Annotated in this window: 17 protein-coding genes and 1 riboswitch; of the genes, 4 read left to right on the top strand and 13 right to left on the bottom strand. The window is 74.1% G+C overall.

Annotation, left to right across the window (positions count from 1 at the left end; translation table 11 throughout):
• Position 1: 1 nt before the first annotated feature.
• From DSM104329_RS13370 to DSM104329_RS13325, 10 genes are all read right to left on the bottom strand, one after another.
• Positions 2-967, bottom strand: a complete 966-nt coding sequence (locus DSM104329_RS13370) for a carbohydrate ABC transporter permease (RefSeq protein WP_326924497.1) — start codon at positions 965-967, stop codon at positions 2-4.
• A complete protein-coding gene (locus DSM104329_RS13365; RefSeq protein WP_259315940.1) occupies positions 964-2,220 on the bottom strand; it encodes an ABC transporter substrate-binding protein in 1,257 nt (418 codons plus the stop codon). Before DSM104329_RS13365 ends, DSM104329_RS13370 begins: the two co-directional genes overlap by 4 nt.
• 111 nt (positions 2,221-2,331) lie before the next feature.
• Positions 2,332-3,273 carry an acyl-CoA desaturase gene (locus tag DSM104329_RS13360; RefSeq protein WP_259315939.1) on the bottom strand — a complete coding sequence of 314 codons (942 nt, stop codon included), beginning with the start codon at positions 3,271-3,273 and terminating at the stop codon, positions 2,332-2,334.
• A complete protein-coding gene (locus tag DSM104329_RS13355) occupies positions 3,270-3,473 on the bottom strand; it encodes a cold-shock protein (protein WP_259315938.1) in 204 nt (67 codons plus the stop codon). The genes DSM104329_RS13360 and DSM104329_RS13355 overlap by 4 nt, the downstream gene beginning before the upstream one ends.
• Before the next feature lie 143 nt (positions 3,474-3,616).
• Positions 3,617-5,179, bottom strand: coding sequence for a phosphoglycerate dehydrogenase (gene serA / locus DSM104329_RS13350; protein ID WP_259315937.1), 1,563 nt, complete (start codon positions 5,177-5,179; stop codon positions 3,617-3,619).
• Complete coding sequence (gene serC / locus DSM104329_RS13345; RefSeq protein ID WP_259315936.1) at positions 5,179-6,297, bottom strand: phosphoserine transaminase; 1,119 nt, start codon at positions 6,295-6,297, stop codon at positions 5,179-5,181. Before serC ends, serA begins: the two co-directional genes overlap by 1 nt.
• A 37-nt stretch (positions 6,298-6,334) precedes the next feature.
• Positions 6,335-6,421, bottom strand: a riboswitch (ZMP/ZTP riboswitch).
• A gap of 49 nt (positions 6,422-6,470) precedes the next feature.
• The gene (locus tag DSM104329_RS13340) at positions 6,471-6,956 is read right to left on the bottom strand and encodes a hypothetical protein (protein ID WP_259315935.1); all 486 of its coding nucleotides are present in this window, start codon (positions 6,954-6,956) and stop codon (positions 6,471-6,473) included.
• Between the two features lie 19 nt (positions 6,957-6,975).
• Positions 6,976-7,965, bottom strand: coding sequence for a ketol-acid reductoisomerase (ilvC, locus tag DSM104329_RS13335; protein WP_259315934.1), 990 nt, complete (start codon positions 7,963-7,965; stop codon positions 6,976-6,978).
• A gap of 82 nt (positions 7,966-8,047) precedes the next feature.
• The gene (locus DSM104329_RS13330; RefSeq protein WP_259315933.1) at positions 8,048-8,899 is read right to left on the bottom strand and encodes a class I SAM-dependent methyltransferase; all 852 of its coding nucleotides are present in this window, start codon (positions 8,897-8,899) and stop codon (positions 8,048-8,050) included.
• Positions 8,900-8,910: 11 nt separating this feature from the next.
• A complete protein-coding gene (locus DSM104329_RS13325; RefSeq protein ID WP_259315932.1) occupies positions 8,911-10,149 on the bottom strand; it encodes an AMP-binding protein in 1,239 nt (412 codons plus the stop codon).
• Between the two features lie 90 nt (positions 10,150-10,239).
• Between DSM104329_RS13325 and menB the strand changes: the two genes are divergently transcribed.
• From menB to DSM104329_RS13310, 3 genes are read left to right on the top strand one after another with little or no spacing between them, the layout of a single operon-like run.
• On the top strand, positions 10,240-11,064 hold the full coding sequence (menB, locus tag DSM104329_RS13320) for a 1,4-dihydroxy-2-naphthoyl-CoA synthase (protein WP_259315931.1): 825 nt from the start codon (positions 10,240-10,242) through the stop codon (positions 11,062-11,064).
• A gap of 11 nt (positions 11,065-11,075) precedes the next feature.
• Complete coding sequence (locus tag DSM104329_RS13315; protein WP_259315930.1) at positions 11,076-11,927, top strand: 1,4-dihydroxy-2-naphthoate polyprenyltransferase; 852 nt, start codon at positions 11,076-11,078, stop codon at positions 11,925-11,927.
• Positions 11,928-11,934: 7 nt separating this feature from the next.
• Complete coding sequence (locus tag DSM104329_RS13310; RefSeq protein WP_259315929.1) at positions 11,935-12,945, top strand: mandelate racemase/muconate lactonizing enzyme family protein; 1,011 nt, start codon at positions 11,935-11,937, stop codon at positions 12,943-12,945.
• Here the strand turns inward: DSM104329_RS13310 and DSM104329_RS13305 are convergent.
• Positions 12,942-14,015 carry a glycoside hydrolase family 3 N-terminal domain-containing protein gene (locus DSM104329_RS13305; RefSeq protein ID WP_259315928.1) on the bottom strand — a complete coding sequence of 358 codons (1,074 nt, stop codon included), beginning with the start codon at positions 14,013-14,015 and terminating at the stop codon, positions 12,942-12,944. The genes DSM104329_RS13310 and DSM104329_RS13305 overlap by 4 nt on opposite strands.
• Positions 14,016-14,032: 17 nt before the next feature.
• A complete protein-coding gene (locus tag DSM104329_RS13300; protein WP_259315927.1) occupies positions 14,033-14,749 on the bottom strand; it encodes an alpha/beta fold hydrolase in 717 nt (238 codons plus the stop codon).
• 34 nt (positions 14,750-14,783) lie between these two features.
• Here DSM104329_RS13300 and menD point away from each other — a divergent pair, with 34 nt between their 5' ends.
• Positions 14,784-16,541 carry a 2-succinyl-5-enolpyruvyl-6-hydroxy-3-cyclohexene-1-carboxylic-acid synthase gene (menD, locus tag DSM104329_RS13295; RefSeq protein ID WP_259315926.1) on the top strand — a complete coding sequence of 586 codons (1,758 nt, stop codon included), beginning with the start codon at positions 14,784-14,786 and terminating at the stop codon, positions 16,539-16,541.
• 12 nt (positions 16,542-16,553) lie between these two features.
• Here the strand turns inward: menD and DSM104329_RS13290 are convergent, their stop codons facing one another.
• Positions 16,554-17,990, bottom strand: coding sequence for an isochorismate synthase (locus DSM104329_RS13290; RefSeq protein WP_259315925.1), 1,437 nt, complete (start codon positions 17,988-17,990; stop codon positions 16,554-16,556).
• Positions 17,991-18,043 lie beyond the last annotated feature (53 nt).

The raw sequence follows: 18,043 nt of genomic DNA, 5'->3' as shown, positions 1-18,043 counted from the left end.
CTCATCCCTCTCCCGGCCTGCTCGTGCCCAGCCCCTTGATGAAGATGAGCGCGATGATCATCACGCAGATGAAGATCAGCACCGATACCGCCGACCCGAGCCCGAGGTTCAGCCGGTTGAGCAGCTGGTTGTAGCCGAGGATCGACACCGTCTCGATCTTCGGGTTCGTGCCGTTCTGGCCGATGATGTAGGCCGAGTCGAAGATCCGGAACGCGTCGAGCGTGCGGAACAGCAGCGCGACGAGGATCGCCGGCTTCATGAGCGGCACGGTGATGCGCCAGAAGCGCTGCCACGCGGTCGCGCCGTCGACGCGCGCGGCCTCGAGCAGCTCGTCCGGGACGAGCGCGAGGCCGGCGAGCAGCAGCAGCGCCATGAACGGCGTCGTCTTCCAGACCTCGGCGAGGATCACGACGAGGAAGCTCGTCACCGGGTGTCCCTGGTCGACGAGGTCGTGCTCGATGCCCAGCCAATGCGGGATGAAGCCGCCCGACGGGGTCGAGAACGCCAGCAGGAAGGCGTAGGCGGCGACGACGGTGACGATCCCGTACGGGATGAGCGAGACGGTCCTCACGAGCCCGCGCCCGAACAGCGCGCGGTGCATGATGAGCGCGAGCAGCATGCCGAGCACGAGCTCGATCGACACCGAGATCACCATGATGATCATCGTGTGGGCGAAGTCCGACCACCACAGTGACGAGGTCAGGACCGTGACGTAGTTGTCGAGGCCGATGAACTCCCGCTGGTCCGGGAAGCGCAGGTCGGCGCGCAGCAGCGACAGGTAGAACGAGTAGCCGATCGGATACGCCGTCACGGCGATCATCACGACCACGGCGGGCGCGCAGAGCATCCAGCCCAGCTTGCGCTCGGCCTTCGCGCGGTCGGAGATCGGCTTGCGGCCGCGCCGGCCGAGACCGCGCTGCGGCGCCTCGGCGATCGCTCCGGTCTGGGTCGGGACGTTCGTGCTCACAGAAGCCCCTTCGACTCGAGGGCGTTCTTGACGCGGTCACGCAGCTTGGCCGCGGTGGACTTCGGGTCGATGCTCGCCGGCGGGGAGATCGTCTTGTAGATCGCCAGCGAGACGTCGGAGTACAGCGGCGTCTGCGGGCGCACCGCCGCGTCCTGCAGCTCCTTGCGGATCAGCGGCGCGAACGGGTAGGCCTTGACGAACTCCTTGTTGTCGTACAGCGCGGCGAGCGTCGGCGGAAGGCCGCCCTTGAGCGCGAACTCCTTCTGGTTCTCCTCGTCACGCATGCACGTCGCCGCGTCGAACGCCTCCTGCGGGTGCTTGGTGTAGCCGCCCACACCCCAGTTGAAGCCGCCGATCGGCGCCTTCCTGCCCGCGTCGGCCGGGTTCTTGACCGCCGGGTACGGCGCCCAGCCGAGGTTCTTGAAGAGATCCGGCGCGTTCTCCTTCGCGCTCGGATAGATGAACGGGTAGTTGACCTGGAAGGCGGCCTGGCCGGTCTCGAAGGCCAGGCGGTTCTGGTCCTCCTTCTGGCTCGACAGCGACGGGTCGGCCGCCTTCGAGTTCGCCAGCTTGGCCATCACGCCGAGCGCCGCCTCGGTCGGCTGCGGCGCGAGGCTGACCTTGTCGGGGCCGTCGAGGATCTGGCCGCCCGCAGACTGGATGAGCGAGTTGAACCACACGGTGATGCCCTCGTACTGGGCGCCCTGAATCTCGATGCGGCCCGCCTTGGGCATCTTCTCCGCGGTGGCGATGAGGTCGTCCCACGTCTTGGGGGCCTCGCCCTTGACGAGGTCCTTGCGGTACCAGAGCAGCTGCGTGTTGGAGTTCGCCGGCGCGGCGTACAGCTTGCCCTGGTAGGTCGCCGTGTCGAGCGGGCCCTTCAGCGTGCCCTGCTTGACCTTGTCGGCGGCGGCCTGCGGCCACGGCTTGATCCAACCCGCCTCGGCGAACTCGGCGGTCCAGATCACGTCCATGCTCATGATGTCGATGCTGGAGTCCTTGGCCGCGAGCCGGCGCACCAGCTGCTGACGCTGGGTGTCCGGGTCGTTGCCGAGCGCATGGAACTCGATCGTGTAGCGGCCGCCCGACTGCTGGGTGCACCGCTTCGCCGCCCCCGCGAACGTGCCGCCGGGCTCGTTGTACGCCCAGAAGTTCAGGTGGGCGCCCTGGCCGCCGCTGCTGCCGCCACATCCGGCGAGCAGGGCCATCGCCAGCACCGCCAGGCCCATCAGCACGATCCCCCTGCGACCCATCGTGGTGCGAGCCGTACCCCTGTGCTCAAGGGCACAAACAGGGTTTGCCGATCAGATCAGACGCCGGTTTTCAGTGCTTCGCACGCCGCGCGCGGCCGGCGGCCGCGCGTCTCAGGCCGCGGCCTTGGCCGCCTGGCGCTCGGGCGTCGGACGCACCACGTCCCACGCCAGCCCGCAGCGCTCCAGGCCGCGGATCACGTACGCCGAGACGTCGACCTGCCACCAGCGCATGCCGTGCTCGGCCGCCGTCGGGAACGCGTGGTGGTTGTTGTGCCAGGACTCGCCGAAGGAGAACGGCGCCAGCCACGCGAGATTGCGCGATTCGTCGTCCGTCGCGTAGTCGCGCCGCCCGAAGAAGTGGCACAGCGAGTTGATCGAGTAGGTCACGTGGTGCACGACGAGCATGCGTACGAGGCCGCCCCAGAGCAGGCCGGTCAGCGCGGCGTCGAGCGTGCCGCCGAGCAGGTAGCCCAGCCCGAACGGCACGGCCAGCCCGCCCAGCGCCCACCACAGGAAGGAGCGATCGACGAACGCGACGACCGGGTCCTTGAGGAGGTCGGGCGCGTAGCGCGTCTTCAGCCCGCGCTCCGTGTGGATGAACAGCCAGCCCATGTGCGCGTGCAGCAGGCCCTTCAGCGCGCCGCGCCAGCCGTGGCCGTGATCGACGTGCGGGCTGTGCGGGTCGCCCGGCTGGTCGGAGAACGCGTGATGCTTGCGGTGGTCGGCCACCCAGGAGATCATCGGCCCCTCGATCGCCGCCGAGCCGAGGATGCCCAGCGTCGCCCGCACGACCTTGCCCGTCTTGAAGCTGCGGTGCGTGAAGAGGCGATGGAAGCCGACCGTGACGCCAAGCCCGGTCAGCAGGTACATGAGGACGAAGATGACGACGTCGCGCGGGTGCAGCCAACCCTCCCATGCCTGCCAGGCGACGAAGATCAGCGAGACGAACGGCAGGCCGGTGACGACGCCCGTGATGATGCGGTCACGGGTCTCGTTCGCAACCGGCTCGACGTCGCCCGCGGGAGCGGACGACGCCGGGCCGGCGATGCTCACAGAGGCTGGACGTTGATCGCCTTCGGGCCCTTCGGGCCCGCTTCCGACTCGTACTGCACCCGCGCGCCCTCGGCCAGGGTGCGGAAGCCGTCGGAGACGATCCCGGTGTGGTGGACGAACAGGTCCTTGCCGGGCTCGTCCGGGCTGATGAAGCCGAAGCCCTTGTCGTCGTTGAACCACTTCACGGTTCCGGTTGCCATGGGTCCTCCACGGTCATGTGCTGCGATCGCGGAGAGGCTCTGCGGGCGCTGGCACGGCGTTTGCCGGGTCCTTCCCGGCCTTTCGCCGTGAACGGTAACCCAAACCGCGCCTCCGCGTGTGAGAAATCGCGGGAACCGGGCGGTCAATTGCGCAGGCTGACCGCCGTGCCGCTCACGAACCCGTCGGACCGGGCGATCTCGTCGACGATGTCCGGCGGCACCGGGCCGTCGGTCGTGACGACCATGACGGCGGCCAGCGAGTCCTTCGTCTCGGGGTCCAGGCCGACCGCGGCGGAGATGATGTTCACGCCGTTCTCGCCGAAGCACGTGCCGACGCGGCCGATCATCCCCGGCTGATCGCGGTAGCGGAAGAAGGCCAGGTGATCCTGCAGCTCGAGGTTGAAGCGCTGCCCCATCGCCTCGAGCAGGTGCGGGCGGTCGCGGCGGCCGAGCACGGTCCCGACGACGCGGGTGCCGTCGACGGTGACGCGCACGAGGTCGGTGAAGTCGCGCGCGCTGGTGCGCTTGCTCTCGATGACCTCGATCCCGCGCTCCTCCGCGAGCGCCGGAGCGTTGACCGCGTTGACCTCGTCCTCGGTGTGGCCGCCCAGCGCGCCGAGCAGCACCGCGATGCTCAGCGGGCGCGTGTCGCGGTCGGCGATGCGCCCGAGGAACTCGACCTCGATCCGGTCCAGCCGCCCGGCGAGGCCGACGGCGATGCGCCCGAGGTCCTGGCAGAGGGGCAGGAACGGCCCGAGCACCTCGAGGTCCTCCGCGGCCACGGCGGGCACGTTGACCGCGGTGGTCACGCTGCCGCCGGTGAGCGCCGCGATGACCTGCTCGGCGGCCTGGTAGCCGGCGCGGTCGGTCGCCTCCGCGGTCGAGGCGCCGAGGTGCGGCGTCACGATGACGTTCGGATAGGAGAACAGCGGGTGCTCGGTGATGGGCTCCGAGCGGAAGACGTCGAGCGCGGCGCCCGCGACCTTGCCCGAGTCCAGCGCGGCCTGCAGCGCCGCGTCGTCGACGAGCGGGCCGCGCGCGACGTTCAGCACGCGCACGCCGTCCTTCATCTTCGCGAAGGCGGCGTCGTCGAGCCAGTTCTCGGTCTCGGGCGTCTTGGGCAGGTGGACCGTGATGAAGTCCGCGACCGCGTAGACCTCGTCGGACGTCTCGGCGCGCTCGACGCCCAGGTCCTTGTAGCGCTCGGCGCCGACGTACGGGTCGAAGGCGATGACGCGCATGCCGAACGCCTGCGCGCGGTGCGCCACGAGCTGGCCGATGCGCCCGAAGCCGAGGATGCCGAGCGTCTTGTCCATGAGCTCGACGCCGGAGAACTTCGAGCGCTCCCACCTGCCCGCGGTCAGGCTCGCGTGCGCCTGCGGGATGTTGCGGGCCAGCGCCAGCAGCAGCGCGAGCGTGTGCTCGGCGGCGGTGACGACGTTGGACTGCGGCGCGTTGGCCACCACGATCCCGCGCTTGGTCGCGGCGGGGACGTCGACGTTGTCGACGCCGACCCCGGCGCGGCCGATCGCCTTGAGGTTCGTCGCCCGCTCCAGCACGTCGGCGGTGACCTGGGTGGCCGAGCGGATGATGAGCCCGTCGTACTCGCCGATGCGGTCGAGGTGATCGCCCTCGTCGACGTCGAAGTGCTCGCGCAGGAGGCCGACCCCGGACGCGCCGATCTTCTCGGCGACCAGGACGCGCATCAGATCCGCTCCACGACGTAGTCGACGCAGGCGGCGAGCGCCTCGACGTCGCCGGGCTCGATGGCCGGGAACATGCCGATGCGCAGCTGGTTGCGCCCGAGCTTGCGGTAGGGCTCGGTGTCGACGATGCCGTTGGCGCGCAGCGTCGCGGCGACCGCGGCGGCGTCGATCGCGTCGTCGAAGTCGACCGTCCCGACGACGAGCGAGCGCTTGGCGGGGTCGGCGACGAACGGCGTCGCGTACGCGGTGCGCTCGGCCCAGCCGTAGAGGCGGCTCGACGAGTCCGTCGTGCGCCGCACGCACCAGTCCAGGCCCCCGTTGGCGTTCATCCAGTCGATCTGCTCGGCGAGCAGGATGAGCGTGGCGACCGCCGGCGTGTTGTAGGTCTGGTCCTTGCGGGAGTTCTCGAGCGCCGTGTTCAGCGACAGGAACTCGGGGATCCAGCGCCCGCTCGCGTGCAGCTCGGCGATGCGCTCCTGCGCGGCCGGGCTGAGCAGCGCGAGCCACAGCCCGCCGTCGGAGGCGAAGCACTTCTGCGGCGCGAAGTAGTACGCGTCGGCCTGCGCGGCGTCGAGCGGCAGGCCGCCGGCGCCCGACGTGGCGTCGATGAGCACGAGGCCGTCGCCGACCCGCTCGACGCCGACCATCACGCCGGTCGAGGTCTCGTTGTGCGCCCAGCAGACGACGTCGGCGCTCGCGTCGGCGGCCGGCGCGGGCGCGTCGCCCGGTTCGGCGCCGACGACGATCGAGTCGGCCAGGAACGGCGCACCCTGCGTCGCGGCGGCGAACTTCTGGGAGAACTCCCCGAAGGTCAGGTGCAGCGCGCGCTCGCGCACGAGCCCGAAGGCGGCGGCGTCCCAGAACGCGGTCGTGCCGCCGTTGCCGAGGGCGACCTCGTAGCCCTCGGGCAGCGAGAAGAGCTCGCGCAGGCCCTCGCGGACCCGGCCGACGAGGGCGCGGACCGGCTTCTGGCGGTGCGACGTGCCCATCAGAGCGGCGGCGGGACCGGTCAGAGCGGCAAGCTGCTCGGGGCGGACCTTCGACGGACCGCAGCCGAAGCGGCCGTCGGCGGGTCGCAGGTCGGCGGGGATCTCGATCGTTGTGGCGTTCAGCGGCATGGAGGCAGCGTCCTGGGTGGTGAGACGAGTCGTCGTCGGACCGGGCCCAGGCGTGCGGCAGGTCGGCCGGCGTCGCCGCTCCACGGTGGTGCTCCACCTTGAAACGCCAGTCGCGACGACGCCCGCGATGGTAACAACCCGCCGGGGCCGGCCCGGCCTGCGGCGCGCCGGCCTCAGCTCGTCAGCGCGACTCCGACGCCCCAGATGACGAGGGCGACGGCGCCCAGACTCGTCCCGACGATGCCCGTGATCATGCCCGCCTGCGCCATCGACGACTGCCCCGGGCGGTCGCGGGCCTTGGCGCCGGTGATCCACGCGGCGATCGACAACGGCACGTTGACGACGATCACGCCGAAGAAGCTGATGAGCAGCAGCAGGCCGATCACGCCCAGGCTGATCGACCAGACGGCGAGCGGGTTGCTCGGCTCGGCCACCGCCGGCGGGGCGATCTCGTCCGTGCGTGCGGCCGGCAGGCCCGGATCGGCCGCGGAGTAGTTGCGCCCGGGCACCGGCGGCGGATGACGGCGGATCCGGGCCCGCCCGGCCGGCGGGGGCGCCGCCGCCGCGCGGGGCGCCGGCGGGGGGAGCGGCGCCCGCCGGTAGTCCGGCGGGTCGGCCGTCGGCGGCAGGAACCGCGGCTGCTCGCCCTCCTCCCCCATGCGCGGCTGGTGGCCCTGTCTAGAACTCGGGGTTGATCCAGTCCATGTGGCTGCGCAGCTCCTTGCCGGTCGTCTCGACCTGCGAGCGGTTCTGCTCGTCGCGCATGCGCAGGAAGTTCTCCTGGCCGGCGCGGTTCTCGGCGATCCACTCGCGGGCGAACTCGCCCGACTGGATCTCCTCGAGGATCTTGCGCATGTTGGCCCGCGTGTCCTCGGTGATGACGCGCTTGCCGCGGGTGTAGTCGCCGTACTCGGCCGTGTTGGAGATCGAGTAGCGCATCCCGGCCAGGCCCTTCTCGTACATCAGGTCGACGATGAGCTTGAGCTCGTGCAGGCACTCGAAGTACGCCATCTCGGGCGAGTAGCCCGCCTCCACGAGCGTCTCGAAGCCGGCCTGGACCAGCTCGGACGCCCCGCCGCACAGCACGGCCTGCTCGCCGAAGAGGTCGGTCTCGGTCTCGTCCTTGAAGGTCGTCTCGATGACGCCGCCGCGCGTGCAGCCGATGCCGCGCGCGTAGGCGAGCGCCAGCGCCTTGGCGTTGCCGGTCGCGTCCTGCGCGACGGCGATGAGGCCGGGGACGCCGGAGCCCTCGAGGTACTGGCGGCGCACGAGGTGCCCCGGGCCCTTCGGCGCGACGAGGGCGACGTCGACGCCGGCGGGCGGCTCGACCTCGCCGTAGTGGACCGAGAAGCCGTGACCGAAGAAGAGCGCGTTGCCGGGGGCGATGCCGTCGCGGACCTCGCCCTCGTAGATCGCGCGGTGGCGCTCGTCGGGGACGAGCATCATCACGATGTCGCCGCGGCTGGCGGCATCCGGCACCTCGAGGACCTCCAGGCCGCCGTCGCGCGCCTGCTGGACGGAGGCGGAGTCGGGGCGCAGGCCGACGACGACGTCGACGCCGGAGTCCTTGAGGTTGAGGGCGTGTGCGTGGCCCTGTGAGCCGAACCCGATGATGGCGACGGTCTTGCCGTCGAGGAGCGAGAGATCAGCGTCGTCGTCGTAATACATAGGACGCCTGACCCTATTCGATCGAGGAGAGCCGTCGGGGGCCCCCGCCTCCCGCGCGTCGGCACCCCCAGAGCGTGCCCGGCTACGCCTCAGCGCGCGCGACGTGCGCGGAGGCGGGCACCTCGAGCGACCCGTCCTCCTGCTCGTACTCGGCCAGCTGCGCCTGCGCCGCCTCCATGATGTCGTCGCGCGCCGCCGGGTCGACGGACACCAGCGTGTTCGCCAGGACGGGCGACATGTCGATCTGCACGTCCCACCACGAGTCGGGATCCTGGTATTGCAGGGTGAAGCGCACGGTGTCGACCGTGACGTCCGTGAAGCCCGCGTCCTCGAGGGCCTCGGTGATGACCGCCTGGTCGCGCCAGAAGAACTGGCCGGGGGCCGCGGGGTCGACCTCGATGAGGCCGCGGTCGGCGAGCTCGCGCCCGACGGCGGACGACCACGGGTTGGCCTTCGGCTCGTCCCACGCCGCGAGCGCGAGGCGCCCGCCGGGCTTGAGCACGCGCCGCGTCTCCCGCAGCGCGGCGCCCGGGTCGGCGAGCAGCATGTAGCCCCACCGGCACACCACGGCGTCGACCGATGCGGCCGCCAGGTCGATCCACTCGGCCTCCATCGCCTTGGCCTCGACCACCTCCGACAGCCCGCGGGCGTGCGCGCGCTCGCGCAGCACCTCGACCATGGCCTCGGCGCCGTCGGTGGCGATGACCCGGCCCTCGGGCTTGATCCGATCCGCGATGCGCAGGCCGACGTCGCCGGGGCCGGCCGCGAGCTCGAGGATCGTCTGCCCGGGCTGCGGGTCGATCGCCTCGATCATCCACGCGCTGACGGGCTCGGTGCTGCGATCCCACCAGCCGCGCTGGTTGCCCCAGCCCTGGGCGGCGCGCTCCCAGCGGTCGCGGGCGGTGGAGCGGAAGTCGTCGGGATCTTGAGCCATGGAGGAGGACGCTACAGCGCGCGCCGCAACAGCTTTCCGCTGGCGGTGCGCGGCAGGGCTTCCGCGAAGGCGATCGCCTTGGGGACCTTGTAGGGCGCGAGGCGGGCCGCGGCGTGCGCGCGGAGCTCGTCCTCGGTCGCCGCGGCGCGCAGGACGACCGTGGCGACGACCGCCTCGCCCCAGTCGGGGTCGGGACGCCCGTGGACGGCGGCCTCGGCCACCGCGGGATGGCCGGCCAGCACGGCCTCGACCTCGGTCGGCGCGACGTTCTCGCCGCCCGTGATGATCGTGTCGGCCTTGCGGCCGGTGACGTGCAGGTGGCCGCGCTCGTCGATCTCGCCGAGGTCGCCGGTGTGCAGCGGTCCGCCGCCGGAGACGGTCGGGCTGCTGACCACGATCTCGCCGTCGGGCGCGATGTCCACGCGCGTGCAGAACAGCGGCGGGCCGCCGGTGGTGATCTGCGAGCACGCCTCGCTCATGCCGTAGGTGGTGGTGACCGGGACGCCGGCGCCGCGGGCGCGGTCCAGCAGGGCGGGCGCGATCGCGGCGCCGCCGAGCAGGACGGTGCGCAGACGGGGCGGCTCGCGCCAGCCGGCGTCGAGCAGGCGCGCGAGGGTCGTCGGGACGCTGCTGACGAGCGTGGCGTCGCGCAGCGCTTCGAGCGCGGCGTCCGTGTTCCAGCGTTGGAGCACGACGGCGGTCGTGGCATAGATCGCGCTGCGCACGACGATGCTGAGGCCGCCGACGTGCGTGAGCGGCAGCGGGCACAGCCAGCGCTCGCCCGGGTCGACGCCGAGCGCGACGCCGGAGCCGAGTGCGCTCCACAGCCAGTTGCCGAACGTCAGCTCGATCGGCTTGGGCGCGCCGGTCGAGCCGCTCGTGTGGATGATCGCGGCGGGCGCGCCGAGGTCGTGTGTCGCGAACAGGGCGCCGTCGCCCTCGATCGGCAGCGGCGCGTCGACGACGAGGCGGCAGCCGCGCTGCACGTGCGCGCGCTCGTCGGCGCCGAGGCGCAGGTCGACGGGGACGGCCACGGCGCCGCGGCCCCACACGGCGTGCAGGGCGGTCACGAAGCCGGTTCCGGGCGCCAGCGCGATCCCCACGAGGTCGCCCGGCGCGACCCCGCGTGCGGCCAGGGCCCCGGCGCCGGCGCGGGCCCGCTCGCGCAGCTGCGCGTACGACAGCCCGTTGACCGCCTCGCGGTCGGGGCGCGTGCGGGCGGCACGCTCGAGCCAGGCCTCGACGAGCACGGCGCCGAGGCTAGTGGGCCCTCGTCGTCCTCCGTGAGCACGTCGAGGCGGGTGAAGATGACGAAGTGGGCGGCGGTAGCCTCCCTCGACATGTCAGCCACGTGGACCCCGGCCGCCGAGTACGACGACATCACGTACGAGCTCAGCGGTGACGGCATCGCCAAGCTCACGATCGACCGGCCGGACGTCCACAACGCGTTCCGGCCCGAGACGATCATCGAGCTGATGGACGCGTTCGAGCGCGCCCGCGAGGACCCGGACATCGGCGTCATCGTGCTCACCGGCGCAGGCGGCCAGGCGTTCTGCTCCGGCGGCGACCAGCGCGTGCGCGGCGACACCGGCTACGTCGAGTCCGGGCGCGCCGTCGGCCGCTTCCACGTCACCGACCTGCAGGTGCAGATCCGGCGGCTGCCCAAGCCGGTGATCGCGATGGTCGCCGGGTGGGCGATCGGCGGCGGCCACGTCCTGCATCTCTGCTGCGACCTGACGATCGCGGCCGACAACGCCCGCTTCGGCCAGACCGGCCCGAAGGTCGGCTCGTGGGACGGCGGCTTCGGCGCCTCGCTCATGCGCGACCTGGTCGGCACGAAGAAGGCCAAGGAGATCTGGATGCTGTGCCGGCAGTACGACGCGCAGGAGGCGCTCGACATGGGCCTCGTGAACGCGGTCGTGCCGCTCGACCGCCTCGAGGACGAGACCGTGCAGTGGGCGCACGAGATCCTGGTGAAGTCGCCGTTCGCGATCCGCCTGGTGAAGTCGAGCTTCCACGCGCACGAGGACGGCTACGCCGGCATCCAGCAGCTCGCGCACGACACGAACCTCCTCTTCTACGGCTCCGACGAGGCGCGCGAGGGCCGCGAGGCGTACAAGGCCAAGCGCGACCCCGACTTCGGGCAGTTCCCGCGCCGACCGTGAGGATCTGGCTCATGGCGGCGCGCCTGCGGACGCTGCCCGCGGCCGTGGCCCCCGTCTTCGTCGGCACCGCGCTGGCCATCCACGACGGCGAGTTCGACGTCTTCGCGTTCCTGGCCGCGCTGCTCGGCGCCCTGTTCATCCAGGTCGGGACGAACCTGTCCAACGACTACTCGGACGCGCGCCGCGGCGCCGACACCGAGGACCGGCTCGGTCCCGTGCGGGTGACGGCGGGAGGGCTCGTCCCGCCGCGCCGGGTGCTCGTGGCGACCTACGTCACGTTCGGCCTGGCGGTCCTGTGCGGCATCTACCTGATCGTCGTCGCCGGATGGATACTCGTGGCGATCGGGGCCGCGTCGATCCTCGCCGGCGTGCTCTACACGGGCGGCCCGCGGCCGTACGGCTACGCGGGCCTCGGCGAGGTGTTCGTCTTCCTGTTCTTCGGCGTCGTGGCGGTCGCCGGCTCCTACTACGTGCAGACCGAGGCCGTCGTCTGGCAGGCGTTCGCCGCGTCGGTGCCGGTCGGGCTGCTGTGCGCGGCGATCCTCGTCGTCAACAACGTCCGCGACCTCGAGACGGACCGCCGCGCCGGCAAGCGGACCCTCGCGGTGCGCATGGGCCGCGACCGCACGCGGGTGCTGTTCGCGGCGATGATCGCCGTCGCCTACCTGTCGCTGGCGGCGATGGTCGCCGGGCTGTCGTGGTGGACGCTGCTGCCGCTGCTGACGGTGCCGCTCGCGCTGCGGCTCATCGACACCGTGCGCACCCGCACCGACGGGCCGTCGCTCAACGGGGCCCTGGCGCAGGCCGGCCTGCTGGAGCTCGCGTTCTGCGTGCTTCTGGCGGCTGGCATGCTGGCCTCGTGATGACCGCGTGAAGGTCTCGATCCGCCGGCGCACGCTGACGCTGCGCTCGCCGCTCGTGACGGCCTGGGGCTCGCTGACCGAGCGGCCGCTGTTCGAGCTCACCGTCGAGACCGCGGAGGGGGCGGTCGGGCGCGGCGAGGCGGCGCCGCTCGAGCCCTACGACGGCGTGCCGGAGGCGGCGGTGGCCGCCGCGCTCGGCGCCTACCGCCCCGTGCTCGAGGCGGGCGAGGGCGTGCGCGGCGACCGGCTCTACGACCAGTGCCGCGCGGTCGCCGACCTGCCCCAAGCGCTCGCCGCGGTGGACCTCGCGCTGTGGGATCTCGCGGGGCAGCGGGCGGGGCGGCCGGTGGCGTCGCTGCTCACCGACACGCCGCTTCAGGCGGTGGATGTCAACGCGACGATCGGGGCGACCGACCGGGCGTCGGCCGCCGCGGCCGCCGCCGCGTTCGCCCGGGCGGGCTACTCGTGCGTGAAGCTGAAGGTGGGCGTCGGCGACGACGCCGGGCGCGTGGCCGCGGTGCGCGCGGCGGCGGGTCCGGCGATGGCGCTGCGGCTGGACGCCAACGGCGCGTGGGACGTCGACGAGGCGGTGCGGATGATCGAGGCGCTCGCGCCGGCCGGGCTGGAGATCGTCGAGGAGCCGGTCCACGGCATCTACGCGATGCGCGAGGTGCGCGAGCGCACGGCGGTGCGGGTGGCGCTCGACGAGACGGCGGCCGAGCCGGGGGCGCTCGCCGCGGGGGTCGCCGACGCGGTGTGCCTGAAGGTGTCGCGAGCGGGCGGGATCGCGTCGCTGCTCGTGCAGGCGTCGCTCGTGCGCGCGGGCGGCGCGGAGCCGTACCTGGCGTCGACCTACGACGGGCCGCTGGGCGTGGCGGCGGCCGTGCACGCGGCGGCGGCGCTGCGCCTGGAGCTGCCGTGCGGGCTGGCGACGCTCGAGGCGTTCACCGAGACGAGCCCGCTGCCGGTGGTCGACGGCGCGATCACCGTGCCCGCCCGCCCCGGGCTCGGCCTCTAACCGGCCGCGAGCGACCGGCGCAGCGCGAGCACGCGGGCGGCGGACGTGCGCAGCTCGGCCTCGTCCAGACGCCCGGCGCGCAGGGCGGTGACGAGCCCGTCGGCGGCCTGATCGCCCGTGCCGTAGTCCTGGGAGAACAGCGGCAGGTCGACGCCGGCGCGGACCGCGAAGTAGGCCAGCTGCCCCGGGTTGCCGAAGCGCCGGACGGCCGGGGTCTGCAGGTCGTCGGTGATGCTCACGCCGCCGAAGTGCAGGCGGTCGCGCAGCTCGCCCGTCGCCCAGCGGCGGCTGAACGCCGCCGGCCGCGGATCGCGTGCCGGGTACACGGCGGTCGACAGCATCACCAGCTTCACGGCCTCCGGCGGGTCCTCGTACGGCCGCAGGTCGACGCGGCGCACCTCGGCGAGGCTCTTGTCGATCCGCGCCGGCGCGTCGTCGGTGTTGACCGTCGCGGCGCCGAAGCCCGGGAAGTGCTTGTAGGTCGCGGCCACGCCCGCGTCCCCCAGCCCGCGGGCGAACGCGTCAGCCAGCTGCCGCACGCGGGCGGCGTCGCGCGAGTAGGTGCGGCGCTCGCCCTCCAGGGCCGAGCCCGCGCGCGCGACGTCGACGACGGGCGCGAGGTCGACGTTCGCGCCCACGGAGCGCAGGTTGGCGCCGGCGCCGCGGCCCGCGGCGCGCGCCTGGGCCGCGCTCGCCGTCGCCGCGGCGCTGAGCTCGGGGGCGCCGGGCAGGCGGCGGACCGGCCCGCCCTCCTGGTCGACGAGGACGAGCAGCGGCGCCCGCAGCTCCTCGGGCTGGTGGATGCGCTGCAGGGCGGCGAGCGTCCGGCGCAGCCGGGCGGGCGAACCGACGTTGCGGCCGAAGAGGATGACGCCGGCCGCCTCGCCGCGGCGGATGCGGCGCTCGAGCGCGGCCGGGGGCGTCGTGCCGTCGTAGCCGAACACCATGCGCTGGCCGATGAGCTGACGCGACGTGAGCTGCGGGCCGACGGCGGCCTCGTGCGAGCCGTTGCCCGAGGCCAGGCTGACCACGAGGGCGATGAACGCGGCGGCGAGCACGGCGAGCGCCACGATAGTGCGAGGCCGCGTCACGCGAGGGCGCCCAACGCGGCGGCGACGGTCGCGGGCGCCTCGAGCGCCAGCGCGTGGCCGGCGCCGTCGACCACGACGAGGCGGCCGTCCGGGAGCGCCGCGGCGAGCCGCTCGCCGATGGCGCGGAACTTCGCGTCGCGCGCGCCGGCGAGCACGACGGCGGGCATCGTGAGCTCGCCGAGCCGGTCCCAGACGGGCACCATCGCCCCGGTGCCGAAGCCGCGCAGCGACGCGGCCAGGCCGGCGGGGTCCTGACGAAGCCGCTCGGCGTGCGCGACCGCGCGCACCGCCTCGGGTTGGCCGGCCCAGAGCGGCAGGGCGCCCCAGCGCTCGGCGAACGCGTCGATGCCGTCGCGCTCGACGTCGCCGGCGAGGGCGTCGTCGGCGGCCCGGCGCGCCGCGCGCTCCGCCGGGTCGGGCAGGCCCGCGGTGGTCGAGACGAGCCCGAGGGCGGCGACGCGCTCGGGGGCGGCCAGTGCGACGTGGAGCGCGAGGCGCCCGCCCATCGAATAGCCGGCCAGGACGAACCGGTCGGGCGCGGCCTCGAGGACGTCGGCGACGAGGTGGGCGGTGTCGATCGGCCGCCGCGCCGCCGCAGCGCCGTGGCCGCGCAGGTCGGGCGCGAGCACGCCGTCGCCCAGGTCACGCCGCACGCCGTCCCACGACCGCCCGGTCTGGGTGAACCCGTGCAGCAGGACGAACGGCGAGGCCATCCGCAGATCCTCGCGCGTACAGTCAGCGGGCGCCGTGACCCCCACCGCCGACAGCTACCTCCTCCTGCGGGCGTTCGTCGACGAGCTCGTCCGCTGCGGGGCCACCGACGCCTGCACGTCGCCCGGCTCGCGCTCGACGCCGCTCGTGCTCAGCCTGGTGCGCGACGGGCGCCTGCGCTGCCACTCGCACGTCGACGAGCGGGCGAGCGCCTTCTTCGCCCTCGGGCTGGCCAAGGCGACGCGGCGGCCGGTCCCGATCGCCTGCACGTCGGGGACCGCCGCCGCCGAGTACCTGCCCGCGGTCATCGAGGCGCACGAGGCCGGCGTGCCGCTCGTCGTGCTCACCGCCGACCGGCCGCCCGAGCTGCGCGACGTCGGCGCGGGCCAGACGGTCGACCAGATCAAGCTCTACGGCAGTGCGGTCCGGTGGTTCGTCGACCTCGGCATCCACGATGCGACGCCCACCCGGCTGCGCTGGGCGCGGTCGCTGGCCTGCCGGGTCATGTGGGCCGCGAGCGGAGCGAGCGGGCGCCCCGGCCCGGTCCACGTCAACGTGCCGCTGCGCGAGCCGCTGGTGCTCGACGCGCCGCTCGGGCCTGATCCTCGGCCCGGCCGCCCCGCCGGCGTGCCCTGGCTCGCTCGGCCGGCCGCCGCTCCCGCGTCGTCGGCCCAGGCGCTGACCGGCGCGCTGACCGGCGCCCGCCGGCCGCTCGTCGTCGCCGGGCGCGCGGAGCACGACCCCGCGCTGGCCGGCGCGCTGGCCGCGTTCGCGGCTGCCGCCGGCGCGCCGCTGCTCGCCGACCCGCTCTCGGACGCCCGCCGTGGGGCCCACGCGGTCGCCCACTACGACGCGCTGCTGCGCGTCCCCGGTTTCGGCGACACCCATCGGCCGGACCTCGTCGTCCGCGCCGGCGACCTGCCGACGTCCAAGCCGCTGCGCCGGTGGCTCGCCGGGCTGGGCGAGCGGGTCGTCCAGGTCGCGCTCGATCCCGAGGCGGTGTGGTCGGACCCCGACGGCGTGCTCAGCGCCGCGCTGCCCGGGGATCCGGCCGCCACGCTCGAGGAGGCCGCCCGCGCGGCGGCGGACCGGCCGGCCGCCGCCGGCACGCCGCCGATCCACGCCGCCGGCCGCCCGCCCGCATCCGAGTGGCTCGACGGCTGGCGGGAGGCGGATCGGGCGGCGGGCGCGGCGATCGCGGCCGCGCTCGGCGCCGGCGCGCTCAACGAGCCGCTGATCGCCCGCACCGTCGCGGGCGGCCTCGGGGCCGAGCACGTGCTGTTCGTCGCGTCGTCGATGCCGGTCCGCGACGTCGAGACCTTCGCCGCCGTCCGTGCCGACGGCCCGCGCGTCCTGTGCAACCGGGGCGCCAACGGGATCGACGGCACGGTGGCGAGCGCGCTCGGCGTCGCCGCGACTGGCACCGCCACGACCCTGCTCATCGGCGACGTCGCGCTCGCCTACGACCACTCGGCGCTGCTCGCCATCCCCCGCCTCGGCCTCGACGTGACGATCGTCCTCGTCGACAACGGCGGCGGCGGCATCTTCGACTTCCTGCCGGTGAGCGGCGAGACCGACGCGTACGAGGAGCACGTCGCCACGCCCACCGGCCTCGCCCCCCGGCGCATCGCGGCGCTCTACGGTCTCGAGTACGAGCGCGTCAAGGACGCCGCCGGGCTGACCGCGGCGCTCGGCCGGCCGGGCGCCCGCCTGCTGCACGCCCCCACCGACCGCGCCGGGAACGTCGCGCTGCACCGCCGCGTCTGGGCCGCCGTCGAGGACGCCGTCGCCTGAGCGGCGCCGGCGTCACAGCGCCAGGACGGGCAGCAGCGCCTGCAGCTTGACCTCGGTCTCGGCGAGCTCGGCCGCCGGGTCGGAGTCGGCGACGACGCCCACGCCGGCGAAGCAGCGCGCGACGGGCCCGTCGAGCAGCGCGCTGCGCAGGGCGACGCAGAACTCGCCGTCCTCGCTGGCGTCGGTCCAGCCCACCGGGCCGGCGTACCAGCCGCGGTCCAGGCCCTCCAGCGCGGGGATGAGCGGCGAGGCGACCCGGAACGGCTCGCCGCCGACCGCGGGCGTCGGGTGCAGCAGCCCGGCCAGCTCGACCGCGCTGCGCGGCTCGGCGAGCTGCGCCCGGATCGGCGTGGCGAGGTGCTGGATGTTCGCCATCTTCACGACGACCGGGTCCGGCGCCGAGGTGACCCAGACCGCGTGCGGCCGCAGCGTCCGCTCGATGCGCCGCGCCACGATCGCCTGCTCGGCGCGGTCCTTGTCGCAGCGCAGCAGCTGCTCGCCGAGGTGGTCGTCCACCGCGGGGTCCGCCGACCGCCGCGTCGACCCGGCGAGCGCGAGCGTGCTCACCCGCAGCCCGTCGCGGCGCAGCAGCAGCTCCGGGCTCGCGGCGATGAACGACGCACCGCCACGGCTGACCGCGAACACGAAGCACTCGGGGAACGCCTCGCGCAGGATGCCGTGGATCGCGGGCACGTCGTGGGGCTCGGGGACGTGCACCGCCACCTCGCGCGCCAGCACGATCTTCTCGAGCTCGCCCGCCTTGATGCGCTCGACCGCGCGCGCGACCGCCGCCTCGTAGTGCTCGGGCGGCATCGTGCTCGCCACCCGCGGAGCCGCACCCGCCGGCGACGGATCGAGCATCGGCAGCGGCGCGAGCGACAGCGACGCCAGCCGCCGCTCGAGCCGCTCGACGAGGTCCTGCGCGGTGTCGTCCGGCGTCGCCAGGGCGCACAGCGTCAGGTGGACCGCGCCGTCGCGGCGGGCGAGCACCACCTCCGGCACGTGCAGCGACGCGGCGGGGAAGCGGCCCCAGTGCGGGGCCGACGCGCCCTGCGCAGCGAACGCGAAGCCGCCGACCGCGACCGGTCCCGTGGCGGGCGGCCCGTCGAGGTCCGCGGCCGAGCCGGCCAGCAGCGCCCGCCAGTCCGCGGCCACCTGCCTGAACCGGCCCGGGCCCTCGGCCTCCAGGGCGCGCACGCACCCGAGGCCGGCGAGCGCAGCGCCGCGCCGGGCCGGCTGCTCGAAGACGAAGACCGGCTCGCCGCCCTGCCGCGAGGCGAACGCCACCGACGCCGGGTCGACGTCGCCGGCCACGGGGACCGTCACCGCCGCGAGTGACTCGCCGCGTGAGCGCGCCCGCCGGACGGCTCGCTCGGCGTGGCGGGCGAGCCTCCGCCCCTCGCCCCGGCTGAGGGCGAACGGGGGCTCGGCGTGGGCGACGACCGGCATCGCCGTCCATCGTACGCCCGGCGTCGGGCGCCGCACGTGCGGGCATCCACGCC

It is taken from the genome of Capillimicrobium parvum, from assembly GCF_021172045.1.
GTDB lineage: Bacteria > Actinomycetota > Thermoleophilia > Solirubrobacterales > Solirubrobacteraceae > Capillimicrobium > Capillimicrobium parvum.
The sequence above is the reverse complement of the archived record's forward strand: the minus strand, read 5'-3'. Positions and strand labels throughout refer to the sequence as shown.